The sequence below is a fragment of the Pseudonocardia sp. Cha107L01 genome, from assembly GCF_052566575.1.
Map to the genome: position 1 here is coordinate 3605335 of NZ_CP199579.1, position 20131 is coordinate 3625465.

Sequence of the window (20131 nt, forward strand, 5' to 3'; positions counted from 1 at the left end):
CCTTCATCCCGCCGCGGCCGGCACCTAGATCGCCGCGCTGGCCAGGGCCCGGTCCTGGTGGGCGTGGCGGGATTGGCGCAGCCAGGACAGGGTGCGGTCGTCGTGCAGGCGCGCGAGCCGATGGGGTAGCTCGCGCAGGACCCGTTCGGTGCGGTCCTGCTCCAGGGCGTCGAGCAGCTCGTAGGTGAACGCGGTCTGTCCCTTGGCGTGCGCGGCCGCGCTCAGCTTGTGGAGCAGGGGACGGGTCACGACGGCGTCCTGGTAGTCGCCCAGGAGGTCTTGGAGCTTTTTGGCCTGCCGACGCAGGCGGAGGGCGGGTTTGCCGTTGATCGGGGTGAGGGTCTCGGTCATGTAGCGCACCTGCTTGTCTGCCTTGCGCGCCTCGTGCAGCGCCTCATCCCGCGCCGGCCCGGGTGCAGTCGCCTCGGCCTCGGCGAGTCGGCGATCGAGCCTGCGGACGGCCTTGGCCAGGTTCTTGGGCAGCTCGGTGTACGCGGGCCGCCCGGTGCGGTGGGTGAACGGCGGGTCGGCCAGCAACTGGTCGAGCATGCGCTGCAGGTTCCGGTAGCGGTCGCTGGCCAGGGCTGCCTCGATGGTGTCTTTGCCCTGCCTGGCCAGTCGGCCTAGTTCATGCTCGAGCTCGGTTTCGACCGAGCCCTGGATCAGGTCCTGGGGCAGCGCGGCGATCAGCCGGTCGAACTCTTTGATCATGGCTTCGGTGTCGTTTTCTTCACCGAGCTGCGCCCCGAGCCATTTGAGCTCTTCGGCCACCGGGCGGGTGGCTTCGGGGTCGAGAACGCGCGAGAAGCCGCGCAGGGTGGAGCGCAGCTGCCGGGTGGTGACCCGCATCTCGGTGACCGCCGTGGGGATGGCTTGGCGCACCCCTGGTTCTTGTGCCCGCAGGTGCTCGACCTGGGCGCGCAACGCGTCCAGCACCACCTCTCCCGCTGGGAGCGGGCTTGTGTGCACAGCGCTAGCGGCTGCTGAGCCACTAGAGGTAGTGGTGTGCATGGTGCCCTCCTGGTGCAATGCCGTGACGTCTTCTACTGGACCTGACACATGAGTGCTGCACTTCTGTTCCTGAGGGTCGACAGGTGTGACGCGGATCGCGGTCGTTCCCGCGGGGCGGCGGGCTCGCTGCCGCCGTCGTGGCCGATGCTCACGATCGACTTCCGTCCGAGCACGCGTGGTGGCGCGCCGTAGGCTGCGGCTATGAGCACGGACCGTGTGGGGTCGGCGCCGCGGCAGGAGCGCAGCCGTCGCACGCAGGCGGCGATCTTGGCGGCCGGTACGGAATTGCTGGAGGAAGGCGGATTCGAGGCCCTCGCTGTGTCCGCCGTGGCGGAACGGGCCGGAGTCTCGGTCGGCGGGGTCTACCGCCGGTTCGGCACGAAGGATCAGCTGCTGCTGGCCTTGCAGGAGCAGTTCACGACGGGCTTCCTGGAGGATTTCCAGGCCCGGCTCGCCGGGGCGGAGGACGAAACGGACGGCCCTGAGCTTGTCCGCATCGCGATGTCCGGCATGGCCGAGACTTTCCGTGTCCGCACCCGCCTGCTGCGGGTGTTCATCCTGATCAGTACCCAGTACGACGCGGTGTCCGCGGTCGGCTCGAAGGCCGCGCGGGCCGCGGGCATGTCCTTCCGAGCTCTACTCAGCCGTGCTGAGTGCGCGATCGTCCGGTCCGATTCCGAGGCGGCGATCGACTTCGTGTACCGCCTCGCCTATGCCGCCTGCGAGCACCGGGTGATCCACGCAGGCGAGCACTTCGAGTCGGACCTGCCGCTGAGCTGGCCAGCGCTGACCGACGAGCTGACGCTGACCGCACAGCTCTACCTGTTCGGGGGGCCGCGCGGGTAGCCGTTCCGGCTGGGTCGGCCCCGGTTGAGAGCCTGTGTCGGCCCGGTAGCTCTGTCGCGAGATGACGCGGGGCCATTGACACGCCCATAATGCGAATGTAAATTCGCATTCGCATTCACCTCGGGAACCCAGGCGATAGTTGTCCGCCGCTCGGCACCCGCCGACACCAGGGCGTCGAGGCGCTTCTCGATCGTGTCCCGCGGTCGACACATCCAGTTGGGGTGATCACATGGGCTTGCCATCAGCGTCGACGTACCCAGCCGCCACACGAGGACACACCGGTCTCGATCTCCGGCACCTGCGGCGCTGCCTTGGCCGCTTCACCACAGGAGTCACGGTGGTCAGCTACCGGTCCGGTGAGGGGATGCGGGGCGTCACGGTCAACTCGTTCACCTCGGTTTCGCTTGATCCTCCGCTGGTGCTCGTGTCCATCGCCCGCGGTGCCAAGGCGGCGGTCGCCCTGCGGGACGCGCCCTTCACGGTCAACGTCCTGGCGGCCGACCAGCTGGATCTCGCGTGGACCTTCGCCGGCAGGCCCGTCGATGGTGCCCGGGTGCGCTGGGACAGCCGGGTCGGTGGGGTGGCGCACCTGCGCGGTAGCGCGGCGTGGTTCGAGTGCGCGCCCTGGGACGCGATTGACGCCGGTGACCACGTGCTGTTCCTCGGCGCCGTCGTCGCACACGACCAGCGACAGGTCGAACCGTTGCTCTTTCAGAGCGGCAAGTTCCGCGCACTGGGTACGGAACTGGGCGCGGGACCGGGCCGTCAGGCCGACCCATTGAGCTGGATACAGCACAGGCTCCATGCGCAGCGGCTGACCGACGACGGCGCGCGGGCGGTCCTGAACCAGCTCTGACTTCGGCTGTCCGATCTGGCAGCCGGGACAAGGACAGGAGGACCATGAAGGTCACCTATATCCATCACTACCCGTACCGGCATCTGCCGGAGGACTTCGCAAGCCGGTATGCGGAGTCGGTCGTCACCAATCCCTATTTCGAACTCGTAGATCCCAAACTGGTACAGGAGGATCTGCGCAGCGCGCTCGACGAGGCGATGTACGCCGCGCGCGCCGGTTTCGACGCCCTGGCGCTGACCGAGCACGGCCAGAGTTCCTATGACATGAACCCGAACCCCGACCTCGGCGCCGCCGCGCTGGCATACGCCACGGAGCTGGAAGGAATCGAGACCGGGATCTACACGGTCGGCCGGTCGCTGGGCAAGAGCCGCGAGCCGTTGCGCGTCGCCGAGGAGCAGGCGTGGCTCGATTGCCTGTCCGGTGGGCGTCTCATCAGCGGTTTTCCGGTAGGACTGGCCTACGACGCGAACGTTAACGCCGGGGTGCCTCCGATCGAGACCCGCGCCCGCTACGACGAGAACTTCGAATTCATCCTGCGCGCATGGACCGAGCGCGAGCCCTTCCCGTTCAATGGACGCTTTTCGCAGTATCCGTCGGTCAATATCTGGCCCCGGCCGGTACAGCAGCCACATCCTCCGGTGAGCGTGACGGGCACCGGAAACCCGAATACGACCCGCTTCGCCCTGCAACGCGATCTCGGGTTCAACCTGGTCGTCCTGGGCGCCGCCGCGCCGAACACGGCACAGCGAATCTTCGACGACATGTGGCGCATGGCCGACGAACTCGACGTTGACGACAACCCGTACCGCGCGGCGTTTGCCCAGTCCGTTGTAGTGGGGGAGACCGACGCCGATGCCGAACGCCTCTACGCCAAGCACGTCGAGTACAGCATGTCGAGCGGGATCGGCCACATCCCGATGCACCGGCTCGCGCTGCCGGGCGGCATCAGCCCGCAGGGCCTGCGGGTGCTTCTCGGGCAGGCGATGGGCGCGCCGAGGGGCGGGCAGACGGCGCTGACCTACCGGGACCTGGTGGAGTCGGGAGCGGTGATCGCCGGGAGCCCGGCGACTGTGCGCGAGCGGCTCGCCGACCGGGCGCGCAACTTCCGCATCGGGCACCTGCTGGCGAACCTGCAGATCGGATCCATGCCGACCGAGCTGACCCGGCACAACATCGACCTGTTCGGTACCGAGGTGCTGCCTCACCTGCGGGGTATCTGGTCGGAGTACGACGGGGAAAACCGGTGGTGGCCCGAACGCCTCGGCGGCAGGCCTGTGTCCAGCAAGCAAGCCGACCTGACCGGAGCGCGACTGACATGACAACGACATCCCCGAATCAGGCGGCGACCGGCGAGATGGTCGTCGCGACGTGGAACAACCGGATCCGGCTGCGCTTCGCGGTCAGGGGGAGCGGGCCGGCGCTGGTCTACCTGCATCCGGCCGGTGGACTCTTCTGGGACGAGTTCCTCGCCCGGCTCACTCAGCACTACACCGTGTACGCCCCCATATTTCCCGGGACCAGCCCGGACGACACGTTCGCCATCCACGAGCTGGACGACATCTTCGACGTCGTGCTGGCCTACGAGCAGGCGCTACGTTCGCTCGGACTGGAGAACGTGCCCGTGGTCGGCCAGTCCTTCGGCGGAATGCTGGCCGCCGAGTTGTCGGCATGCTTCCCGAAGCTCTTCAGCAAAGTCGCCCTGCTCGATCCGGCGGGTCTGTGGAGCGAGGAGCACCCCTGGTCGCTGGACTTCATCTCGGCACCCCCGGAGCAGCTGCCGGGCCTGCTCTTCAAAGACCCGACGGCCGGGGGACCACGGTCGATGTTTCCTCCGCCGAGTGGGCCGGAGGAGGCACTGGACCAGGCCGTGGCGGCAATCTGGACCTTCGGCTGCATGGCGAAGTTCCTGTGGCCGGTGCCCGACCGCGGCTTGCGCAAGCGGCTGCACCGGGTCACCGCGCCGACGCTGATCGTGTGGGGTGAGGATGACCGCCTCATTCCGGTCGCCTACGCCGAGGAGTTCGGCCGCCTCATCCCGCACAGCCGGGTCGAAGTCGTCCCGGACTGCGGCCACATCCCCCAGGTCGAGCACACCGACCACACCTACGCGACGGTGACGGACTTCCTGGCGACGGCTACGCCGGCTTCGCTCTCTCCTCGCGCGCAATCTGAACGGGTCTAGCTCCACAGTTCCGGCAAATTGAAAGGGACTTGGCGTGTCGCAACCAGGGATCGAACTCGTTCGCGACTTGATCGCGCGGATCTTCAACGGGCACAATCCGGACCTTGCTCCGGAGGACTGGATCGCGTTCGTGCACGCCATTGGCGTTTTCACACCGCCGTGGGCCGAGTGACACGTGAGCTGCTGCGCTCTACCGAGTCGGGCACACCGATCACACGTACGCGACGGTGACGGACTTTCTGGTCGAGTGGCATTGGCGCTGATCGGTGCCGCCGTCACCCACCTGCGTCGCCACGAGACCCAGGCAGGGGCCGCCGATGGCGCTATTCCTTGGGTTCCATGTCGGTGCGTTCCGCTCTGCCCAGCTTGAGTATCGGGTTGCCGTCGTCCCAGGTCAGCCCGGCCACGAACATGGCGCGCTGGGTGGGCGTGGTGTAGGCGTGGAACAGGAGGAAGTCGTGGTGGTGCTCGTGGAGTACGTCCTGCCCGCCGGGGTTCTCATAGGCGTCGGCGAGCGTGTGTCGGTTGAGGAACTGGCCGCTGTGCTTGACGAAGCTGTCGCACAGTGAGGGCGCGGTCGCGTAGTTGATGAAGTAGCTGCCGCTGTTGTAGGCGTTGCCCGAATAGAACAGCACATAGTTTCCGCGGTGGCGGACGAGGGACGGCGCTTCCACGACGTGGGATTCGTCCGGGCGGTCCGAGCGGATCATGGCGCGCCGGTGCCCGATCGTTCTCGTGCCGTCAGCGTTGATCTGTTGTAGCCAGATCGTGGCGTCGCCGCCGTGGCTGGAGCTGTAGAGCAGGTAGTGCCTGCCGTCGGTGTCGGTGAACGGCTTGGGGTCGATGGCGTCCGCATCCCCCGGCCGACAGACCAGCGGCTTTGACGTGACCGCGTGGAACGGGCCCTCGGGTGAGCTCGACCGCGCCACGCCGATGCACTGCGCGTTTTGGCTGGCTGACCGGGCGGTGAAGTACAGCAGGTAGCCGTCGTCGCTGTGCGCGGTGACCTCTGGCGCCCACACGCTGCCCTCACCGGCGGCGGTGTCGGCCACCCAGGTGGGCAGGGTGGGCATGGCGTCACGGGGGTGATTCCAACCGCCGGTCAGGCTGGTCGAGCTCTCGACTGGAACGTGAAAGATCGTGGCCCCGTAGCGACTGGCCGTCGAGTAGGCGTAGTACACCTTGCCGACGGCCAGGACCGCTGGATCGGGGAAATCGTGCGGGATCGCCGGTTGAATCGGCGGTCGAAGTGTCATCGCGGTGGTGCTCGCGACCATCGCCACCACAGCCGGCACAGTGGTCAGCAGCCTTACCCATCCGCGTGCCGGCAACCTGGACATCACCTCGAACCTAGCGCGAGGCCGCCGTCGAGGTTGTTGCCGGGCATGCCCTGCTGGCCGAGCCCGGTAGCCGGACGCGGTGTCGCCGCCGGGCCCGCGATCGGAGCGGGGGGCTTGACATTATGCAGGTATTTACCTGCATAATGGTGACGTGAGCCTCGAAGAAAGAGCGATGGACTCGGTCTTCAAAGCGCTGGCCGACCCGACCCGGCGACTCCTGCTCGATCGTCTGCGCGAGCACAACGGCCAGACGCTGCGCGAGCTGTGTGACCGTCTGGAGATGGCGCGCCAGTCGGCGACACAGCACCTCGACCTCCTCGAGCAGGCCAACCTCGTGACCGTCGTGCGGCGCGGACGGGAACGGCTGCACTACCTCAACCCGGCGCCGATCCACGAGATCGAGGAGCGCTGGATCTCGGGGTTCGACAGGCCCCGCCTGCAAGCGATCAGTGCCATCAAATTCCAGGCAGAGGAGTACGCCATGACCGACGCAGCCACATCCGTACCGACCTACGTCTACGTCACCTACATCCGGGCGAGCGCGGAGCAGGTGTGGAAAGCCCTGACCGACGCTGACCTGACGGCGCGCTACTGGGGACACGCCAACGTTTCGGACTGGCAGCCGGGCTCGGCCTGGGAGCACCGGCGCGCCGACGGATCAGGCGTCGTCGATGTCACCGGCCGAGTGATCAAGGTCGAGCCCCCGACGCGCTTGGTGATCACCTTCGAAGACACCCCCGACCCCGAATCGCCAAGAGAACCGTCGGTTGTCACCTTCTTTGTCGAACCGCACCAGGACATCGTCCGCCTCACCGTGACCCACGAGAACCTCGCCAATCAGGCGATGCTCACCGGCATCTCGAGCGGATGGCCGGCCGTGTTGGCGAACCTCAAGTCGCTGCTCGAGACCGGCGACGTTCTCCCGCAGGCGCCCTGGGAGATGTCCCGCGCGCACGCCTGAGACCGCGGTCGCCACAGCCCGTCCCTGGCCAGAGAAACCGACCACAGAAACCCGCCACAGGAACACGACCACGGAAAGCAGAGGACATCATGGACACCGCCTCGCTCCGAGACGCCTATCGCGTGCTGCTGGATGCTGCGGCCACGGTGGCTGACGCCGGCGACACGACCCCCGCCCCGCCGGCGGGCGAGTGGAACGCCGACCAGATTCTGGCGCACGTCTCCCTCGTCAATGCCATCACCATCGCCGCCGTCTCGACTGTCGCCTCGGGGGCACACACGACGTACGACAACCGCATCGCGAGCGACACCTGGACCATCGAACACGCCATCACGCTCGCCGGCGGCAACGCGGGGCTACGGGACCGCATCCGTCTTCAGGGAGAAGCCCTCTGCGCACTCGGCGGACCGACGCTGAGCGAGGCCGAACTCGACACCCTGGTGCCCACTCGGCTCCTGTCCAACGACACACTCCTGCTCGATCAGCCCGTACCGCTGCGGGACCTCATCAGCGGCCTCGCGGATGTGGAGCTGCCCGGCCACGCGCAACAGCTCCTGGCCCTACTGACGGCAGGCACCATGGCCGAAGCCACAACGTGATCCCGCGCCGGCTGCCGGCTCGGCGTCAAAGGTGAACTTGCCGGAGTGGACATCGTCGGCAGTAGGCTTCACCCGCCCGCCCGATGATCAAAGGGGGAGGACCGTTGGGGGTAGCCGTGAGAGCGCCGTCGGCACTCCTACGAGTGAGGACGATTCAGGCGAAGGAGTTGCATCGTGGCGACTGAAAGCGTGTTGGCCGAGTACACCCAGGTCTACGACCCGCTCGGCCATTCCCTCGCACTGTCCTCCCTGGTCGCCGCTCTCCCGCTCGTGGTCCTGTTCGTGCTGCTGGGCGTGGTGCGGATGCGAGCCTGGCTCGCGTCCGTCATCGGCCTGCTCGTATCACTCGTCGTGGCGATCGCCTTCTACTCCATGCCGGCCGTCGATGCGTTGAACAGCGGCCTGCTCGGCGCCGCCTTCGGTTTCTTCCCCATCATGTGGATCGTCATCAACGCGATCTGGGTGTACAACCTCACGGTCGAAACCGGCCACTTCGATGTGCTCCGCCGATCCTTCGCCTCGATCAGCGACGATCAGCGGATCCAGGCGATCATCATCGCGTTCTGCTTCGGGGCCCTGATGGAGGCACTCGCCGGTTTCGGCACCCCGGTGGCCATCAGCTCCGTCATGCTCATTGCACTCGGCTTCCGCCCGCTCAAGGCCGCGACCGTCGCACTGGTCGCCAACACCGCACCGGTCGCGTTCGGTGCACTCGCGGTTCCGATCACGACACTCGCCACGGTGACGAAGCTGCCCGTTGACGACCTGGGCGCGATGGTCGGCCGGCAAACTCCGATCCTGGCGGTGTTCGTGCCGCTGGCCCTGGTCTTCATCGTCGACGGCAGCCGCGGGCTGCGCCACGTCTGGCCCGCCGCGCTGTTGTGTGGAGTGACGTTCGGGGTCTTCCAGTACGTCGCCTCCAACTTCTGGTCCATTCCGCTCACCGACATCATCGCCGCGCTCGCGTCCGCGCTCGCGGTGCTCGCCTTCACGCGCGTCTGGCATCCACGAGAGGGATACGTCGAGTCGTCAGCAAGCGACCCGGCAGCCGTTCACGAGGCTCACGCGGGAGCCAGGTCCCCGCTGGGCGGCGGCAACGATCCGGCCGCGGCCACTCGCACCCAGGCCACCGGCGACCGGACGGCTCCCGACGGTCGCGGCGAGGTTCTGAAGGCCTACGCGCCCTACCTCATCATCATCGTCGTCTTTGTGATCGCCACCCGCGTGCCCGTGATCACCGGTGTCGCTCCCACCAAACCCGGCGCGAGCGGCACTGGGCTGGAGGCCGCCACCTGGATCTACAACTGGCCGGGGCTGCACATCCTCAGCGACACCGGCAAGACCGTCGCCACCACCTTCAAGCTGAACGTGTTGTCCGCCGCCGGCACCCTGTTGCTGGTGTCCGGGCTGCTCACGATGCTGGCTCTGAAGGTCGGTGTGGGCCAGGCGGTACGGACCTACGGGCGCACCCTCGACCAGCTGAAGTTCGCCATCGTCACCGTGATGGCGGTGCTGGCGCTCGGCTTCGTGATGAACGAGTCCGGTCAGACCCAGACGCTCGGACTGTGGCTGGCTGGGGCCGGTGGCCTGTTCGCCCTGCTGTCACCGATCCTGGGTTGGTTGGGGGTCGCCGTCACCGGCTCCGACACCTCCTCCAACTCCTTGTTCGGCGCCCTTCAGGTCAGCGCGGCCGCGTCGGTGCACCTGTCCCCGACCCTGCTCGCCGCGGCGAACTCCTCCGGCGGCGTGCTCGGCAAGATGGTCTCGCCACAGAACCTCGCGATCGCCGCAAGTGCGGTCGGGTTGGACGGTCGCGAGGGCGAGATCTTCCGTCGAGTGCTGATCTGGAGCGTGGCATTCCTCGCGTTCATGTGCGTACTGGTCTACCTGCAGACAACCCCGCTGCTGTCCTGGATGGTCATCTGACGCTGTTGCCGGTTCAGGCAGCCTCGGACTGCTGTTCCTGGGCGCTCAGCACCTCGTCCACGATCCTCATGATCATGCTTCCGGAGCTGAGCCGGTAACCGAACTCCTCCCAGGACATCAGCTCACGGGACACCAGCTCACCGACCGGGCCGGGGTACAGCCGGGTGACCCGGAACGCCGCGAGCCGAATCCGCTTCCGTTCGTTGTGGTCCATCGATGGGTGCGGGTTCATGTCGGTACCCCGGTGGCGGAGACGTCGTCGCCGGTGGCTGGGTGCTGAACGGCTGTGCTGGGTAGCGTTGCGTGCACGGTGTTGCCCCACCGCGGGGTCCGCAGCGGCTCGCCCGGGTGCTCGGAAACGTCCTCGATCAGGCGCTGGGCCTCGACGTCTGAGGCCACCGCCAGCGTCACGTACCTCATCGTCTCCTCCGCTGTCGGGTTGTGACGGGGACGGCCGGGCCCACACCGGGCGAACCCGACGCCGATCGTCGCGACTCCGTGCTGCCAGTCACGGCTGAGCACGTCACCGTGGCTGGTCCTGGACTCTGGCGGCGGCAATCTTCTTCTCGCAGTCGGGGCAGGGCCGGTTGACGCTGCGGCCCGCCTGGGCGCTCGGCTTGCCACATGCCGTGCTGAGGTAGCCGGACCGATCCGGTATCCAGGAGCGGATGGCGTGGTCCCGGTCGTCGCCTGCGCCGGCGAACCAGCCGGATGGGCTGATGCCGGTGGGGACGCCCGCCCGGACGTGCGTGGGAATGGTGTCGAGGGTCATCGCGTTGAGTGCCTCTCTCGTGATGTCCAGCGCGCCAGAGGTAGGTTGGCTCTGGGTTGGCCACGTCAACGGCGGGGTACCCGTACCGGTGCTCCTGGCACGAGAAGAGTCGTCATCGGGGCTGTAGTCAGCGTTGCGGTAATGCACCCCTCTGTGCATCACCGACAGCCGCCGTCGCGCCCGGGTGCTAGCTGCAGTCCTCGGATTCCCGCTAGCAGGTATGGCCAAGGCCGCGGTGCGGGCTCCTCACACCGCGGCACAGCCACCTCGCGGAAGCCGAGGCACTGGACGTCCGGTCGTTGCGGGACCGAGGCAGTGCGGCTGAGGTCACTCGGTCCATGCCGAGCCGGTGATGATGGACACGAAGTCCGCACGCGTGAAGCCGGGTGCGAAGTGGGCGAGCACGTCGTCGTTCATGGTCCCGAAGGTGGTGTCGGGGCGGTCCTTCATCCCGTCGTAGAAGGCCTGCAGGATGTTGTTCTTGAAGTCCGGTCGCGGGTGCGCGGCCACGACGGCCGCGACCTCCTCGGCGGTGATCTGGTCGAGGTCCATCCCGAGCACGTCGGTCTCGACGCCGAGGCTGACGAGCGCCGTCTCCGGCTCCAGGTGGTTGGGGATGCCCGGAGTGGTGTGCAGCGCGATGCCCAGCCACACCGCGCGGGCCTCGGCGGCGCTGCGCCCGTGGTCGAGTAGGAAGTCCCGCGCCAGGTCGGCGCCGTCGACCTCGAAGCGCTGGTCGGTGCGCCGGTAGTGCTCGGTCAGGCCGAGGTCGTGGAACATCGCGCCGACGTAGAGCAGCTCGGGGTCGGCCTCGATCCCGCGGTAGCGGCCCTTGAGGCTAGCGAAGAGGAACACCCGGCGGGAGTGGTCGAACAGCAGTGGGGTGGCGGCCTTGCGGACCAGCTCGGTCGCCTCGCGGGCCAGTTCGGTGTCAGGGATATCGATCCCGGCGATCTTGTCAGTCATCTGCTGCGCCTTTCACGTAGGGTTTCCCTCTACGTCGAGCCTGCTCGCGCCACCCCCGTCGGGCCCCGCGTGGGCGGCCGAACTTCACACGATTACGGACAGACCGCTGTGCCTCGGGAGGACGTTCGTGGCTCGCACCACCGTGCACCGCGTCGGCATCGTCGTCTTCGACGGTGTGAAACTGCTCGACGTCGCCGGGCCGAGCGAGGTGTTCAGCGAGGCGAACCGGATGGGGGCCCACTACGAGCTGACGCTGTGCTCGGTGGGTGGCCGCGCGGTGTCGTCCTCCACCGGCATGACGATCCCGGTCGACGCCGACGCCACCGACCCTCGGCTGCGCTTCGACACGCTACTGGTCATGGGCGGTGACGTGTTCCCGGCGCACCCCGTCGACCCGGAGCTGCGCGAGGCCGTCACGAACGTCGCGCCACGGTCGGGCCGGGTCTGCTCGATCTGTACCGGGGCCTTCATCCTCGCCGCGGCCGGGCTGCTCGACGGCCGCCGCGCCACCACACACTGGCGGCACACCGGCGTGCTGAGCAGGGGTTACCCGGACATCACCGTGGAGCCCGACGCGATCTTCGTCCGGGACGGCACGACGTTCACCTCAGCGGGCGTGACGGCGGGGATCGACCTCGCACTCGCATTGCTCGAGGACGACCACGGCGAGCAGCTGGCCCGGCAGGTCGCGCAGTCGCTGGTGGTGTTCCTGCAACGCCCGGGTGGGCAGTCGCAATTCTCCCCGACGCTGAGCGGCCCCCGTCCGCACACCTCGGCGCTGCGCTCGGTGTTCGACGCCGTGGCCGCGGATCCGAGCGGCGACCACTCCACCCCCAAGCTCGCGGCGTTGGCGGCGATGAGCCCGCGCCACCTCACCCGCCTGTTCAACGAGGAGCTCGGCACGACCCCGGCCCGCTACGTCGAGTCGGTGCGTTTCGACGGCGCCAAGGCAGCGCTGGAGTCGGGCTACACGATCTCCGAGGCAGCCGAGCGGGCCGGCTACGGGAGTCCCGAGACGTTGCGCCGCGCGTTCGTGGCCCGACTCGGGGTGCCGCCGAGCGCCTACCAGCAGCGGTTCCGGTCCGCGCAGCGGCGGGACGCCGTCACGGGAGTGTCGCGGTCGCGGTGATCCCGTTCGCAGCTGTGTCAACAGCTGGCCGTGGCCGGCACCGCCCCCTGGGACCGGGGGACGGCGCCGTTGCCGGGGAGCGGGCTTTCGTGCGGGCGGGTACAGCGATTCACGCCACCTCACGGGCGCGCGGGAACCCGCGGTCACGCGCCGTGTCGGTGAGGAGCTCGCGGAGCTGGCGCCGGCCGCGGTGCAGGCGGGAGATCACCGTACCGACCGGAGCGCGCATCAAGTCAGCGATCTCCTTGTAGGCGAGACCCTCGACGTCGGCCAGGTACACCGCCATCCGGTGGTTCTCCGAGAGCTCCTGCATTGCCGCCCTGACGTCACTGTCCGGCAGTCGGTCCAGCGCCTCCACCTCGGCGGACCGCAACCCGGTCGACGTGTGCCCGGCGGCCCGCACGAACTGCCAGTCGGGGATCTCCTCGGTCGGGTGCACCACGGGCTGGCGCTGCCGGCGACGGCAGCCGTCGAGGTAGATGTTGGTCAGGATCCGGTACAACCAGGCCCTCAGGTTGGTGCCGGCCCGGAACGAGCCGAAGGCGGCGTAGGCCTTGAGGTAGGTCTCCTGCACGAGGTCCTCGGCGTCCGTCCGATTGCGGGTCAACCGCAGCGCTGTGCCGTAGAGCTGGTCCAGTAGCGGCATCGCGTCCCGCTCAAAGCGAGCTGTCCGCTCGATGCCCTCGTCCGGCCGCTCCCTCGATCGAGCCGCCGGTGCTGGCTGGCGGCCCGCAACCAAGGACCGCTGGTCGGGAGCAGCGCGAGCCCGAATGGGAAGCAGAGTCGCCAGTTGTCCCATGTCACACTCCCTAGTAGTCGTCGCGGGGCGCCGAGTCCGAGGTGCCGCCAGTCTCATGGGAAGACTGGCGATCCGCGGGGGATCTGTCGTCACCGTCAGCACCCACCAGCCCTACCGGCTAGCTGGAAACTCTGCCCGCCCGCCGGTGCCTTGACGTCGATGGTGATCAGCGTTTCTTCGCTCGCGGGACTGGAACGTCCACCCGCCGCTCGAGCACGGGAGGTAGACCACCTTCGGGCAGGATTGCCTGGTAGATCCGGCGCGGGAGAGCACCCAGAGGTCGTCGATCGAGGGCGCCGGCCCGTCGGCGATGTGGGCCAGCTGCCGCCGTTCTGCGGTGCGCCGGCGCCGACACCCCGTCGACAGCGGGGGAGCCAGGCCGTAAACTTCAGCCCGCTCGCCAAGAGCCCGGTCGCGCCTGGGCTACGTGCGAGATCGAATTGGGCGGCGCTGAACCGGGGTCCGCCGGGCCAGAACGCGGATCTCTGCGTGGAGGTGAGAATATGACGACCACCGCGCAATCCCAGCAGTTTTCTGACGGGGCTTTCGGTCAGCACCGTCATATTTGTGCGTTCTTCAACAGCTTCGACGAGCAGCACCGCGTGCTTCGCCCGTTCGTGATGGATGGTCTTGACCGAGGGGACAAGGTCTACCATTACGTCGACCCCGAGCGATGGGACGAACAGCTCAGGTGGTTGGCCGAGGCGGGTATCGACGTGCGCGACGCGATGGGCACCGGCCAATTGGAGGTGCGGCCGTGGCAGGACAGCACTCTCCGCGGCGACCGCTTCGACCTGGACACCTGGCTGGCGTCGTTCGAGCAGGTGCTCCAGTCCGGTCCCGCGGCAGGGTATGCCGTGACAAGAGTCCTCGGTCACATGGAGTGGGCGCTCGTCGATCTACCGGGTGTCGACGACCTGATCGAGTACGAGGTGCGGGTCAACTACTTGATTCCCAAGTACGAGGATGTAGTGATCTGCACGTATGATCTGGCGAAGTTCGGCGCCAGCGTGGTGATGGACGCCTTGCGGACGCATCCAGCCGTTATTATCGGCGGCCTGCTCCAGGAGAATCCGTTTTTTGTTCCTCCTGACCAGCTGTTGCTCGAGATCCGGGATCGGCGATCGGTTCGCAAGAGCGCGACCGCGGCGAAATAAATGCCTGCGGATACGGATGCTGAGATCCTCGCGTTACGAACCGTGCTCAGAGATCTCGTGGCGCTCTCCGCCATACCTACGGCGTGGGTCGGTAGGGAACCGGCTGAGGTGGTCGCCGGGCTTGCCGACACGCTGATCGGATTTTTGCCGCTCAACTTTGTTTTTGTCCGCTTGTGCGTCCCAGGTATCGCTGGCGGAGTCGACGCCACCCGGGGAGGGGCCTGGAAGACGTTCCCGGAATGGCTGGAAAGTCGTCTCGCTGAGAGCGGCCGGCTCCCAGGTAAGGAGATCGTTCCCGACATCGACGGTGGTGGTGGTGACCAGCCGTTCCGGGGGGTTGTCCTGCCCATCGGGGTGAATGCCGAGGGCGGTGTGGTTGCTGCGGCCTGTGATCGCATCGACTTCCCCACGGAGGTTGACCAACTGCTGCTCAGCCTTGCCGCCAATCACGCCGCCGCGGCATTTCAGAGCGCACGCCTCATCCACGAGCGCACGCTGGCCGAGGACGAGCTTCGCCAAGCCCAGAATGAGCTCGAGCGGAAGGTGGCCGAGCGGACAGCCGAACTGCACAGAAGTGAGGCCTACCTTTCCGAGGCGCTGAGGCTGACCCATACGGGTATTGCCGCGCTGGACGGCGCTACCGGAGAGGTAATCCACTCCTCCGATGAACACTCCCGCTTGTACGGCTTCGATCCGGAACAAGGGGTCCCCTCGCTCGAGGAGTTTCGCCGGCGGGTTCATTCGCGCGACCGTGCGGGGTGGAGCGAGGCGCTCGGGAGAGGATTCAGTGAAGCGGCCCACGTCGAAGGGGAGTTTCGAGTCCTCCCGCCACAGGGCCCGCTGAAACATCTCCGCGCAATCGTGCATCCCGTCTTTACCGCATCCGGTGAGCTCGACGAGTTCGTCGCCACCGTCGTGGACGTGACCGAGCGCAAGCGTGTCGAGGAAGACCAGCGGGCGCAACTGTGGTTCCTGGAGAGCCTGGACGGGGTCGACCGTGCCATCCAGCGGACCAGCGACCTCGAGGAGATGCTCAGCGGTGTCCTCGATGTCGTGCTGGAGACCTTCGGATGCGATCGAGCGTGGCTGGTCCATCCCTGTGACCCTGACGTTGGCTCCCATCGAGTGCGAATGGAGCGGACCCGGCCGCAATACGTCGGCGCCTCCGGAGTTGGCGTGGACATCCCGAATGACCCGGGCGTCGCCGGCGTTTTGCGGAGCGTGCTGGCCACGAGCGGTCCGGTGCGATTCGATCCCGAATCAGATCGCGGGCTTCCGAGACAGCAGGCGGAGCGTTTCGACGTCAAGTCCATGATTGCCATGGCTGTTCAGCCCAAGGTCGACGCGCCTTACCTGTTCGGACTGCACCAGTGCTCACACCCTCGGGTATGGAAGCCCCGGGAGGAGCGGCTGCTCCATGAGATCGGACGGCGGCTGGCTGACGCGCTGGACACGTTGTTGATCCTTCGTGACCTGCGCGAAAGCGAGCGGAAGCTCGAGGCGAGCCGGGCCGAGCTCGCCGCTTCGCGGGCACGGATCGTCACGGCCGCGGACGAGACGCGGCGACAGATCGAGCGCGATCTGCACGATGGAGTGCAGCAGCGGCTCGTCTCACTCGCGCTCACCCAGCGCACCGCGGAGGCCACGGTCCCGCCCGAGCTGCGCGAGTTGCGGGCGCAGTTGTCCCGAGTGGTCGACGGACTGGCCGAAGCGCTCGAGGAGCTGCAGGAGATCTCGCGCGGTATCCACCCCGCCATCCTCACCCAGGGCGGCCTTGCGCCCGCCCTGAGAACACTTGCCCGGCGGTCAACCGTCCCCGTGGAACTGGAGCTGGGCGTCGAGGTGCCGCTGCCTGGACCGGTGGAGGTGGCCGTCTATTACGTCGTGTCAGAAGCGGTCACGAATACCGCGAAACATGCGCACGCTTCCGCGGTGCGCGTCGCTGTCGAAGCTCGTGACGGCGTCCTCGAGCTCTCGATCCGCGACGATGGCTCCGGAGGGGCCGATCCGACGCGCGGTTCCGGACTGATAGGGCTCACCGACCGCGTGGACGCGCTCGGGGGGACGATCGACGTGGTCAGCCCTGTCGGGCAGGGAACGATGCTGCACATCAAGCTCCCCCTCGATGAGGCCTGATCAGGAGGACTCAGAGATCAAGATCCGCGGGGTTCAGCTCCGGCCCAGTCCCTTGAGCAAGGTGTCGACGGCGATGTCCGCGGCGCAGGCGGGTTCGTCGTCGGGGAACTGCAACGCAAGCAGATCGATGGTCGCGTGCAGCAGGGCCATGGCCATCCCGTCGGGCAGATCCGACCGGATGAACCCCTCATCCATGGCCCGCCGGATGAAGGCGGCTATTCGTACCTGCTGTTCGTTCATTCGGGCGTAGGACTCGGCGCTGCCGCGCATCTGCTCCGGATCGATTGGATAGCGACGAACCACCGCGATGATGCCCTCCACGAACCGGTGCAGAGCCACAGCCACCGGTGCGCTGTCCAACCTGGCGTCGGCGAGCACCGCGTCGATCGCCTCGAGCTTGGTCTGGAACACGCACTCTTCCAGCGCCTCTCGGCTTGCGAAGCGGCGGTGTACCAGGCGCCGACTGACTCCGGCCTCAGCGGCAATGGCGGTGATGCTCGTGCCGGAGTCCGCGGCCAGGAGCCGGGCTCCTGTCTCGAGGACCGCGTCAAGATTCCGTGCCGCATCTGCACGCATAATCGAAACGTACTCCATGTGGCACTTGTGCCGTTATCAGTCGCATCTCAGTCCATCAGAAGACTCTAAGAGCAACAATGATGTGCTGGTTCGACCGACGCCAGCACGATGCGGACGGCCCCCGTCGCCCCGCGCAACGGATGACCGGCAGTGACGCTGAGCCCGTTCATAGGCGGCCGCGGGGATAGTGGGTGGGGTCCCCGGGCGCGGCCTGGTCGCCAGGAGGCGGCGTTGCGGATGGTGGTTGCGGTCTGGGGCTCGGGAGGTGCGGTGATCGGCTGGAGACGACGAGATCGAGCCGGGTGCGACACCGGCGGGTCGAGTGATCGTGCCTGGAGCATTCCGGCGCCTCGCCACCCGGTGGCCGATGCACCGCGCCGGTCGTCACCGCACTCAGGTGGCGCCGCCGCGGCGGGAGGTGTTGAGCGGCTGGTCGCCGAGCTGCTGGAGGTGGCGGTGTGGACCAGTCAGGACGGCGCATGGCAGGAGCATGCGACGTTACTACTGGGCACCGGTGACGGGCATTGGGAAGCGGTTGGATTCAGCGAACCCGCTGCCGCCGTGCTGATCCCGAAACTGTGTGAGTTGCCTGGGTTCAACGTCGATCTGCTGCTGGAATTGATCGGGTCGCGCGAGCGGAGAGTGGTGTCGCTCTGGCACCGGATCCCTGACCGCGCCGTCCATGGATAGCACGGCTCCGCGGCTCTCTGTGTTCTGTCAACGGGGTCCCTGAGCCGCCGCGATTCGCTTGCGTTACTGCGATCGGGTGGTGCTGCTCAAGCTGATAATCCTCTGTGACAGCGATCTCCGTAATTAGGTCAGTCGCTCGCTCCGAGTGGGATCTGGGCCCGGGCCGGTGCCAAGAGTGGACAAGTTTGTGGTCGCGGGTTCTAGACAATACCGCCGGGCCGTAAATGGCTCGCTAACGGACGCGAGGAACATGATGGAGATCGGGTATAGGGTGCGGCTCGCTGACGTCGTCTCAGCCGGGCACGATGCATCGTGAAAGGTCCGGTTCGTCGCGCGCCGCTGTGGTCACGTCGCCCGAGTGAGCAGGCCACGCCTGCTTCGTCGTGGGCTCGGCGCGGCGAAACCGGGGTGGGGTTGGCCGATGACATGTTGCTCGCCGGATTCGGCGCAGGTGACCCCGCTGCCTCGCTGGCGTTCGTGCGTCGGTTCCAACGCACGGCGTTCTCCGTCGCGCTCCGCGTGATCGGCGACGCCGGGCTGGCGGAGGACGTCGCGCAGCTAGCCTTCGAGCGGGCCTGGCGCCAAACCGAGCGATTTGATCCTCGCCTCGGCTCGGTGCGCGCTTGGCTGGTCAGCATCGTGCACAACCTCGCCGTGGACACCGCGCGGGTCCGCCGTCCGCACCCGATAGACAAAGAGGACCTGGACTCACTGATCGCAGCCATCGCCGAAACCCCCGAGCAGTACGCGCTTGCCGCAGAGATATCCACCGAACTGCGCCAGGCGCTCGCCGCGCTACCTGAGGAGCAGGCCCGCGCCGTCGTGCTGACCGCCGTGCACGGGCTGACCGCGCGCGAGCTTGCAGAGCGCGAAGCGATCCCGCTGGGCACCGCGAAGTCACGCATCCGCGCGGCGCTGACGAAGCTGCACGAGACCGTAGCGACCAGCCGAGGCCACTCATGACTGAACTGAGCTGCGCGCAATGCCACGAACTCGCCTCCGAACTCGCACTGGGCGTGCTCGGCGGCCGCGAACGCGCTGATGCAATCGCGCACCTCAGTCGCTGCCCACGCTGTCAATACAAGGTCTCAGCGCTGGCCACCACCGCCGCCCGGCTGGTCGAGCTAGTACCCGAAACCGACGTACCGCCCGGGTTCGACCAGCGCGTGATCGCCGCGATCACGCCGCCCGCTCCAGAGCCGAGCCTCGCACGGCGAGGGCTCCCTGTCGCCGCACTGGCGCTCACCGGCGTCCTGCTGGCCGGCGGCGGTTGGGTCTTCGGCCAGCTCCTCCCCGTTCAGCCGGCGGGCTTGCCTGTCCGCAGCGTGAACGTACAACCCGTCGCGGACGTGATGGTGTCGCCATTGATAGCCGGCAACCGCGAGATCGGGGAAGCCTACGTCTATCCGAACGATCCCTCTTGGATCTTCGTCTCGATAACCGACGACCCCACCGGGTCCGGCTCGTCAGCCGTCAGCACGAGGCTGACCTGCGAGCTGGTCCACGATGACGGCTCGACTGTCACGCTGGGCAGCTTTCCGCTGCAACACGGACACGCCGACTGGGCTATCCGCACTCCGATCGACTCCAGTGGCGTCGATGGGGCCAAGCTCACGACCGATACCGGACTGATCTTGGCCAGCGCTCACTTCACCCCGGCAGCGGTCACGCCCAACACAGCGCTTGATGCCGACCGGCGACGCCGTAAATCCGACACCGACAACAGCGATGCCGACAGTTCCCGCGATAAGGATCAGGATAAGGATTCCGACCACAAGGATTCGCACGGCAAGGATTCGCACGGCAAGGATTCGCACAGCAAGGATTCGCACGGCAAGGATTCGCACGGCAAGGACTCGCACGGCAAGGACTCGCACGGCAAGAAGGCGCACGACAAATAGTCGACAAACGACAGCATCAAGTCCGCCCTGTCGGTACGCGCGGGCCTTGAGGATTCTTCGGCTACGCCACAGGTGTTAGCTGACTGGCTTTCGCCAGAAATCCTCGGCTACGGTTTAGTAACGCCCGCCGCCGCGCGACTCCGACACGCATTTGTGCCTCCAAGAACTCCAGCTCAGTTTATCATTGAGCAGTTCACCCAACCGGGGGTACCGGTGTTCAGGCTGAGGTGTTCACAGGCGAGGTAATCGACGGCTCGATCCCTCTCCGAACCTGGACGGCGCGA

Annotated in this window: 22 protein-coding genes; 14 read left to right on the forward strand and 8 right to left on the reverse strand. The window is 67.2% G+C overall.

The window, feature by feature from the left end; all coding sequences use genetic code 11:
* Window positions 1-24 precede the first annotated feature (24 nt).
* Window positions 25-936 (reverse strand): CHAD domain-containing protein, encoded by a 912-nt coding sequence (locus ACTXG6_RS17090; protein ID WP_445188797.1) that lies wholly within the window; start codon window positions 934-936, stop codon window positions 25-27.
* A gap of 276 nt (window positions 937-1212) precedes the next feature.
* Between ACTXG6_RS17090 and ACTXG6_RS17095 the strand changes: the two genes are divergently transcribed.
* From ACTXG6_RS17095 to ACTXG6_RS17115, 5 genes are all read left to right on the forward strand, one after another.
* Entirely contained in the window at window positions 1213-1857 is a 645-nt protein-coding gene (locus ACTXG6_RS17095) for a TetR/AcrR family transcriptional regulator (RefSeq protein ID WP_445188798.1), read from the forward strand.
* A 229-nt stretch (window positions 1858-2086) separates the two neighbouring features.
* On the forward strand, window positions 2087-2713 hold the full coding sequence (locus tag ACTXG6_RS17100; protein WP_445188799.1) for a flavin reductase family protein: 627 nt from the start codon (window positions 2087-2089) through the stop codon (window positions 2711-2713).
* 44 nt (window positions 2714-2757) lie between these two features.
* Window positions 2758-4032 carry an LLM class flavin-dependent oxidoreductase gene (locus ACTXG6_RS17105; protein WP_445188800.1) on the forward strand — a complete coding sequence of 425 codons (1275 nt, stop codon included), beginning with the start codon at window positions 2758-2760 and terminating at the stop codon, window positions 4030-4032.
* Window positions 4029-4895, forward strand: a complete 867-nt coding sequence (locus ACTXG6_RS17110) for an alpha/beta fold hydrolase (protein ID WP_445188801.1) — start codon at window positions 4029-4031, stop codon at window positions 4893-4895. The genes ACTXG6_RS17105 and ACTXG6_RS17110 overlap by 4 nt, the downstream gene beginning before the upstream one ends.
* A gap of 34 nt (window positions 4896-4929) precedes the next feature.
* Window positions 4930-5067 (forward strand): hypothetical protein, encoded by a 138-nt coding sequence (locus ACTXG6_RS17115; RefSeq protein WP_445188802.1) that lies wholly within the window; start codon window positions 4930-4932, stop codon window positions 5065-5067.
* A 151-nt stretch (window positions 5068-5218) separates the two neighbouring features.
* Here ACTXG6_RS17115 and ACTXG6_RS17120 read toward each other — a convergent pair whose 3' ends face one another.
* Window positions 5219-6151: a glycoside hydrolase family 43 protein gene (locus tag ACTXG6_RS17120; protein ID WP_445188803.1), complete on the reverse strand. Its 933-nt coding sequence runs from the start codon at window positions 6149-6151 to the stop codon at window positions 5219-5221.
* A 256-nt stretch (window positions 6152-6407) separates the two neighbouring features.
* Between ACTXG6_RS17120 and ACTXG6_RS17125 the strand changes: the two genes are divergently transcribed.
* From ACTXG6_RS17125 to ACTXG6_RS17135, 3 genes are all read left to right on the forward strand, one after another.
* Complete coding sequence (locus ACTXG6_RS17125; RefSeq protein ID WP_445188804.1) at window positions 6408-7196, forward strand: ArsR/SmtB family transcription factor; 789 nt, start codon at window positions 6408-6410, stop codon at window positions 7194-7196.
* Between the two features lie 89 nt (window positions 7197-7285).
* On the forward strand, window positions 7286-7795 hold the full coding sequence (locus ACTXG6_RS17130) for a hypothetical protein (RefSeq protein ID WP_445188805.1): 510 nt from the start codon (window positions 7286-7288) through the stop codon (window positions 7793-7795).
* 174 nt (window positions 7796-7969) lie between these two features.
* Window positions 7970-9721, forward strand: coding sequence for an L-lactate permease (locus tag ACTXG6_RS17135; RefSeq protein ID WP_445188806.1), 1752 nt, complete (start codon window positions 7970-7972; stop codon window positions 9719-9721).
* 13 nt (window positions 9722-9734) lie between these two features.
* Here ACTXG6_RS17135 and ACTXG6_RS17140 read toward each other — a convergent pair whose 3' ends face one another.
* The 4 genes from ACTXG6_RS17140 to ACTXG6_RS17155 form a co-directional block, all read right to left on the reverse strand.
* The gene (locus ACTXG6_RS17140; protein WP_445188807.1) at window positions 9735-9953 is read right to left on the reverse strand and encodes a hypothetical protein; all 219 of its coding nucleotides are present in this window, start codon (window positions 9951-9953) and stop codon (window positions 9735-9737) included.
* A complete protein-coding gene (locus ACTXG6_RS17145; protein ID WP_445188808.1) occupies window positions 9950-10141 on the reverse strand; it encodes a hypothetical protein in 192 nt (63 codons plus the stop codon). The genes ACTXG6_RS17140 and ACTXG6_RS17145 overlap by 4 nt, the downstream gene beginning before the upstream one ends.
* A 103-nt stretch (window positions 10142-10244) precedes the next feature.
* On the reverse strand, window positions 10245-10493 hold the full coding sequence (locus tag ACTXG6_RS17150; RefSeq protein WP_445188809.1) for a hypothetical protein: 249 nt from the start codon (window positions 10491-10493) through the stop codon (window positions 10245-10247).
* A 327-nt stretch (window positions 10494-10820) separates the two neighbouring features.
* The gene (locus ACTXG6_RS17155) at window positions 10821-11459 is read right to left on the reverse strand and encodes an HD domain-containing protein (RefSeq protein ID WP_445188810.1); all 639 of its coding nucleotides are present in this window, start codon (window positions 11457-11459) and stop codon (window positions 10821-10823) included.
* 127 nt (window positions 11460-11586) lie between these two features.
* Here ACTXG6_RS17155 and ACTXG6_RS17160 point away from each other — a divergent pair, with 127 nt between their 5' ends.
* Entirely contained in the window at window positions 11587-12588 is a 1002-nt protein-coding gene (locus tag ACTXG6_RS17160) for a GlxA family transcriptional regulator (protein WP_445188811.1), read from the forward strand.
* 109 nt (window positions 12589-12697) lie between these two features.
* On the opposite strand, the gene ACTXG6_RS17165 is transcribed toward ACTXG6_RS17160, so the two are convergent.
* Window positions 12698-13387, reverse strand: coding sequence for a sigma-70 family RNA polymerase sigma factor (locus tag ACTXG6_RS17165; RefSeq protein WP_445188812.1), 690 nt, complete (start codon window positions 13385-13387; stop codon window positions 12698-12700).
* Window positions 13388-13890: 503 nt separating this feature from the next.
* On the opposite strand from ACTXG6_RS17165, the gene ACTXG6_RS17170 reads away from it, so the two are divergent.
* Both ACTXG6_RS17170 and ACTXG6_RS17175 read left to right on the forward strand, forming a co-directional pair.
* Window positions 13891-14544, forward strand: a complete 654-nt coding sequence (locus ACTXG6_RS17170; RefSeq protein WP_445188813.1) for an MEDS domain-containing protein — start codon at window positions 13891-13893, stop codon at window positions 14542-14544.
* Window positions 14545-14652: 108 nt separating this feature from the next.
* Window positions 14653-16680, forward strand: coding sequence for an ATP-binding protein (locus ACTXG6_RS17175; RefSeq protein ID WP_445188814.1), 2028 nt, complete (start codon window positions 14653-14655; stop codon window positions 16678-16680).
* 33 nt (window positions 16681-16713) lie between these two features.
* Here ACTXG6_RS17175 and ACTXG6_RS17180 read toward each other — a convergent pair whose 3' ends face one another.
* Window positions 16714-17274 (reverse strand): TetR/AcrR family transcriptional regulator, encoded by a 561-nt coding sequence (locus tag ACTXG6_RS17180; RefSeq protein WP_445188815.1) that lies wholly within the window; start codon window positions 17272-17274, stop codon window positions 16714-16716.
* Window positions 17275-17487: 213 nt separating this feature from the next.
* On the opposite strand from ACTXG6_RS17180, the gene ACTXG6_RS17185 reads away from it, so the two are divergent.
* The 3 genes from ACTXG6_RS17185 (at window position 17488) to ACTXG6_RS17195 (ending at window position 19847) form a co-directional block, all read left to right on the forward strand.
* Window positions 17488-17946, forward strand: a complete 459-nt coding sequence (locus ACTXG6_RS17185; RefSeq protein ID WP_445188816.1) for a hypothetical protein — start codon at window positions 17488-17490, stop codon at window positions 17944-17946.
* Between the two features lie 414 nt (window positions 17947-18360).
* Window positions 18361-18909: an RNA polymerase sigma factor gene (locus ACTXG6_RS17190; protein WP_445188817.1), complete on the forward strand. Its 549-nt coding sequence runs from the start codon at window positions 18361-18363 to the stop codon at window positions 18907-18909.
* Complete coding sequence (locus ACTXG6_RS17195) at window positions 18906-19847, forward strand: zf-HC2 domain-containing protein (RefSeq protein ID WP_445188818.1); 942 nt, start codon at window positions 18906-18908, stop codon at window positions 19845-19847. The genes ACTXG6_RS17190 and ACTXG6_RS17195 overlap by 4 nt, the downstream gene beginning before the upstream one ends.
* Window positions 19848-20131 lie beyond the last annotated feature (284 nt).

Coding starts and splice junctions, on each gene's coding strand:
- ACTXG6_RS17095 (WP_445188798.1), top strand. CDS start 1,213: ATGAGCACGGACCGTGTGGGGTCGGCGCCGCGGCAGGAGCGCAGCCGT.
- ACTXG6_RS17100 (WP_445188799.1), top strand. CDS start 2,087: ATGGGCTTGCCATCAGCGTCGACGTACCCAGCCGCCACACGAGGACAC.
- ACTXG6_RS17105 (WP_445188800.1), top strand. CDS start 2,758: ATGAAGGTCACCTATATCCATCACTACCCGTACCGGCATCTGCCGGAG.
- ACTXG6_RS17110 (WP_445188801.1), top strand. CDS start 4,029: ATGACAACGACATCCCCGAATCAGGCGGCGACCGGCGAGATGGTCGTC.
- ACTXG6_RS17120 (WP_445188803.1), bottom strand. CDS start 6,151: ATGACACTTCGACCGCCGATTCAACCGGCGATCCCGCACGATTTCCCC.
- ACTXG6_RS17125 (WP_445188804.1), top strand. CDS start 6,408: ATGGACTCGGTCTTCAAAGCGCTGGCCGACCCGACCCGGCGACTCCTG.
- ACTXG6_RS17130 (WP_445188805.1), top strand. CDS start 7,286: ATGGACACCGCCTCGCTCCGAGACGCCTATCGCGTGCTGCTGGATGCT.
- ACTXG6_RS17140 (WP_445188807.1), bottom strand. CDS start 9,953: ATGAACCCGCACCCATCGATGGACCACAACGAACGGAAGCGGATTCGG.
- ACTXG6_RS17145 (WP_445188808.1), bottom strand. CDS start 10,141: ATGAGGTACGTGACGCTGGCGGTGGCCTCAGACGTCGAGGCCCAGCGC.
- ACTXG6_RS17150 (WP_445188809.1), bottom strand. CDS start 10,493: ATGACCCTCGACACCATTCCCACGCACGTCCGGGCGGGCGTCCCCACC.
- ACTXG6_RS17155 (WP_445188810.1), bottom strand. CDS start 11,459: ATGACTGACAAGATCGCCGGGATCGATATCCCTGACACCGAACTGGCC.
- ACTXG6_RS17165 (WP_445188812.1), bottom strand. CDS start 13,387: ATGGGACAACTGGCGACTCTGCTTCCCATTCGGGCTCGCGCTGCTCCC.
- ACTXG6_RS17170 (WP_445188813.1), top strand. CDS start 13,891: ATGACGACCACCGCGCAATCCCAGCAGTTTTCTGACGGGGCTTTCGGT.
- ACTXG6_RS17180 (WP_445188815.1), bottom strand. CDS start 17,274: ATGGAGTACGTTTCGATTATGCGTGCAGATGCGGCACGGAATCTTGAC.
- ACTXG6_RS17195 (WP_445188818.1), top strand. CDS start 18,906: ATGACTGAACTGAGCTGCGCGCAATGCCACGAACTCGCCTCCGAACTC.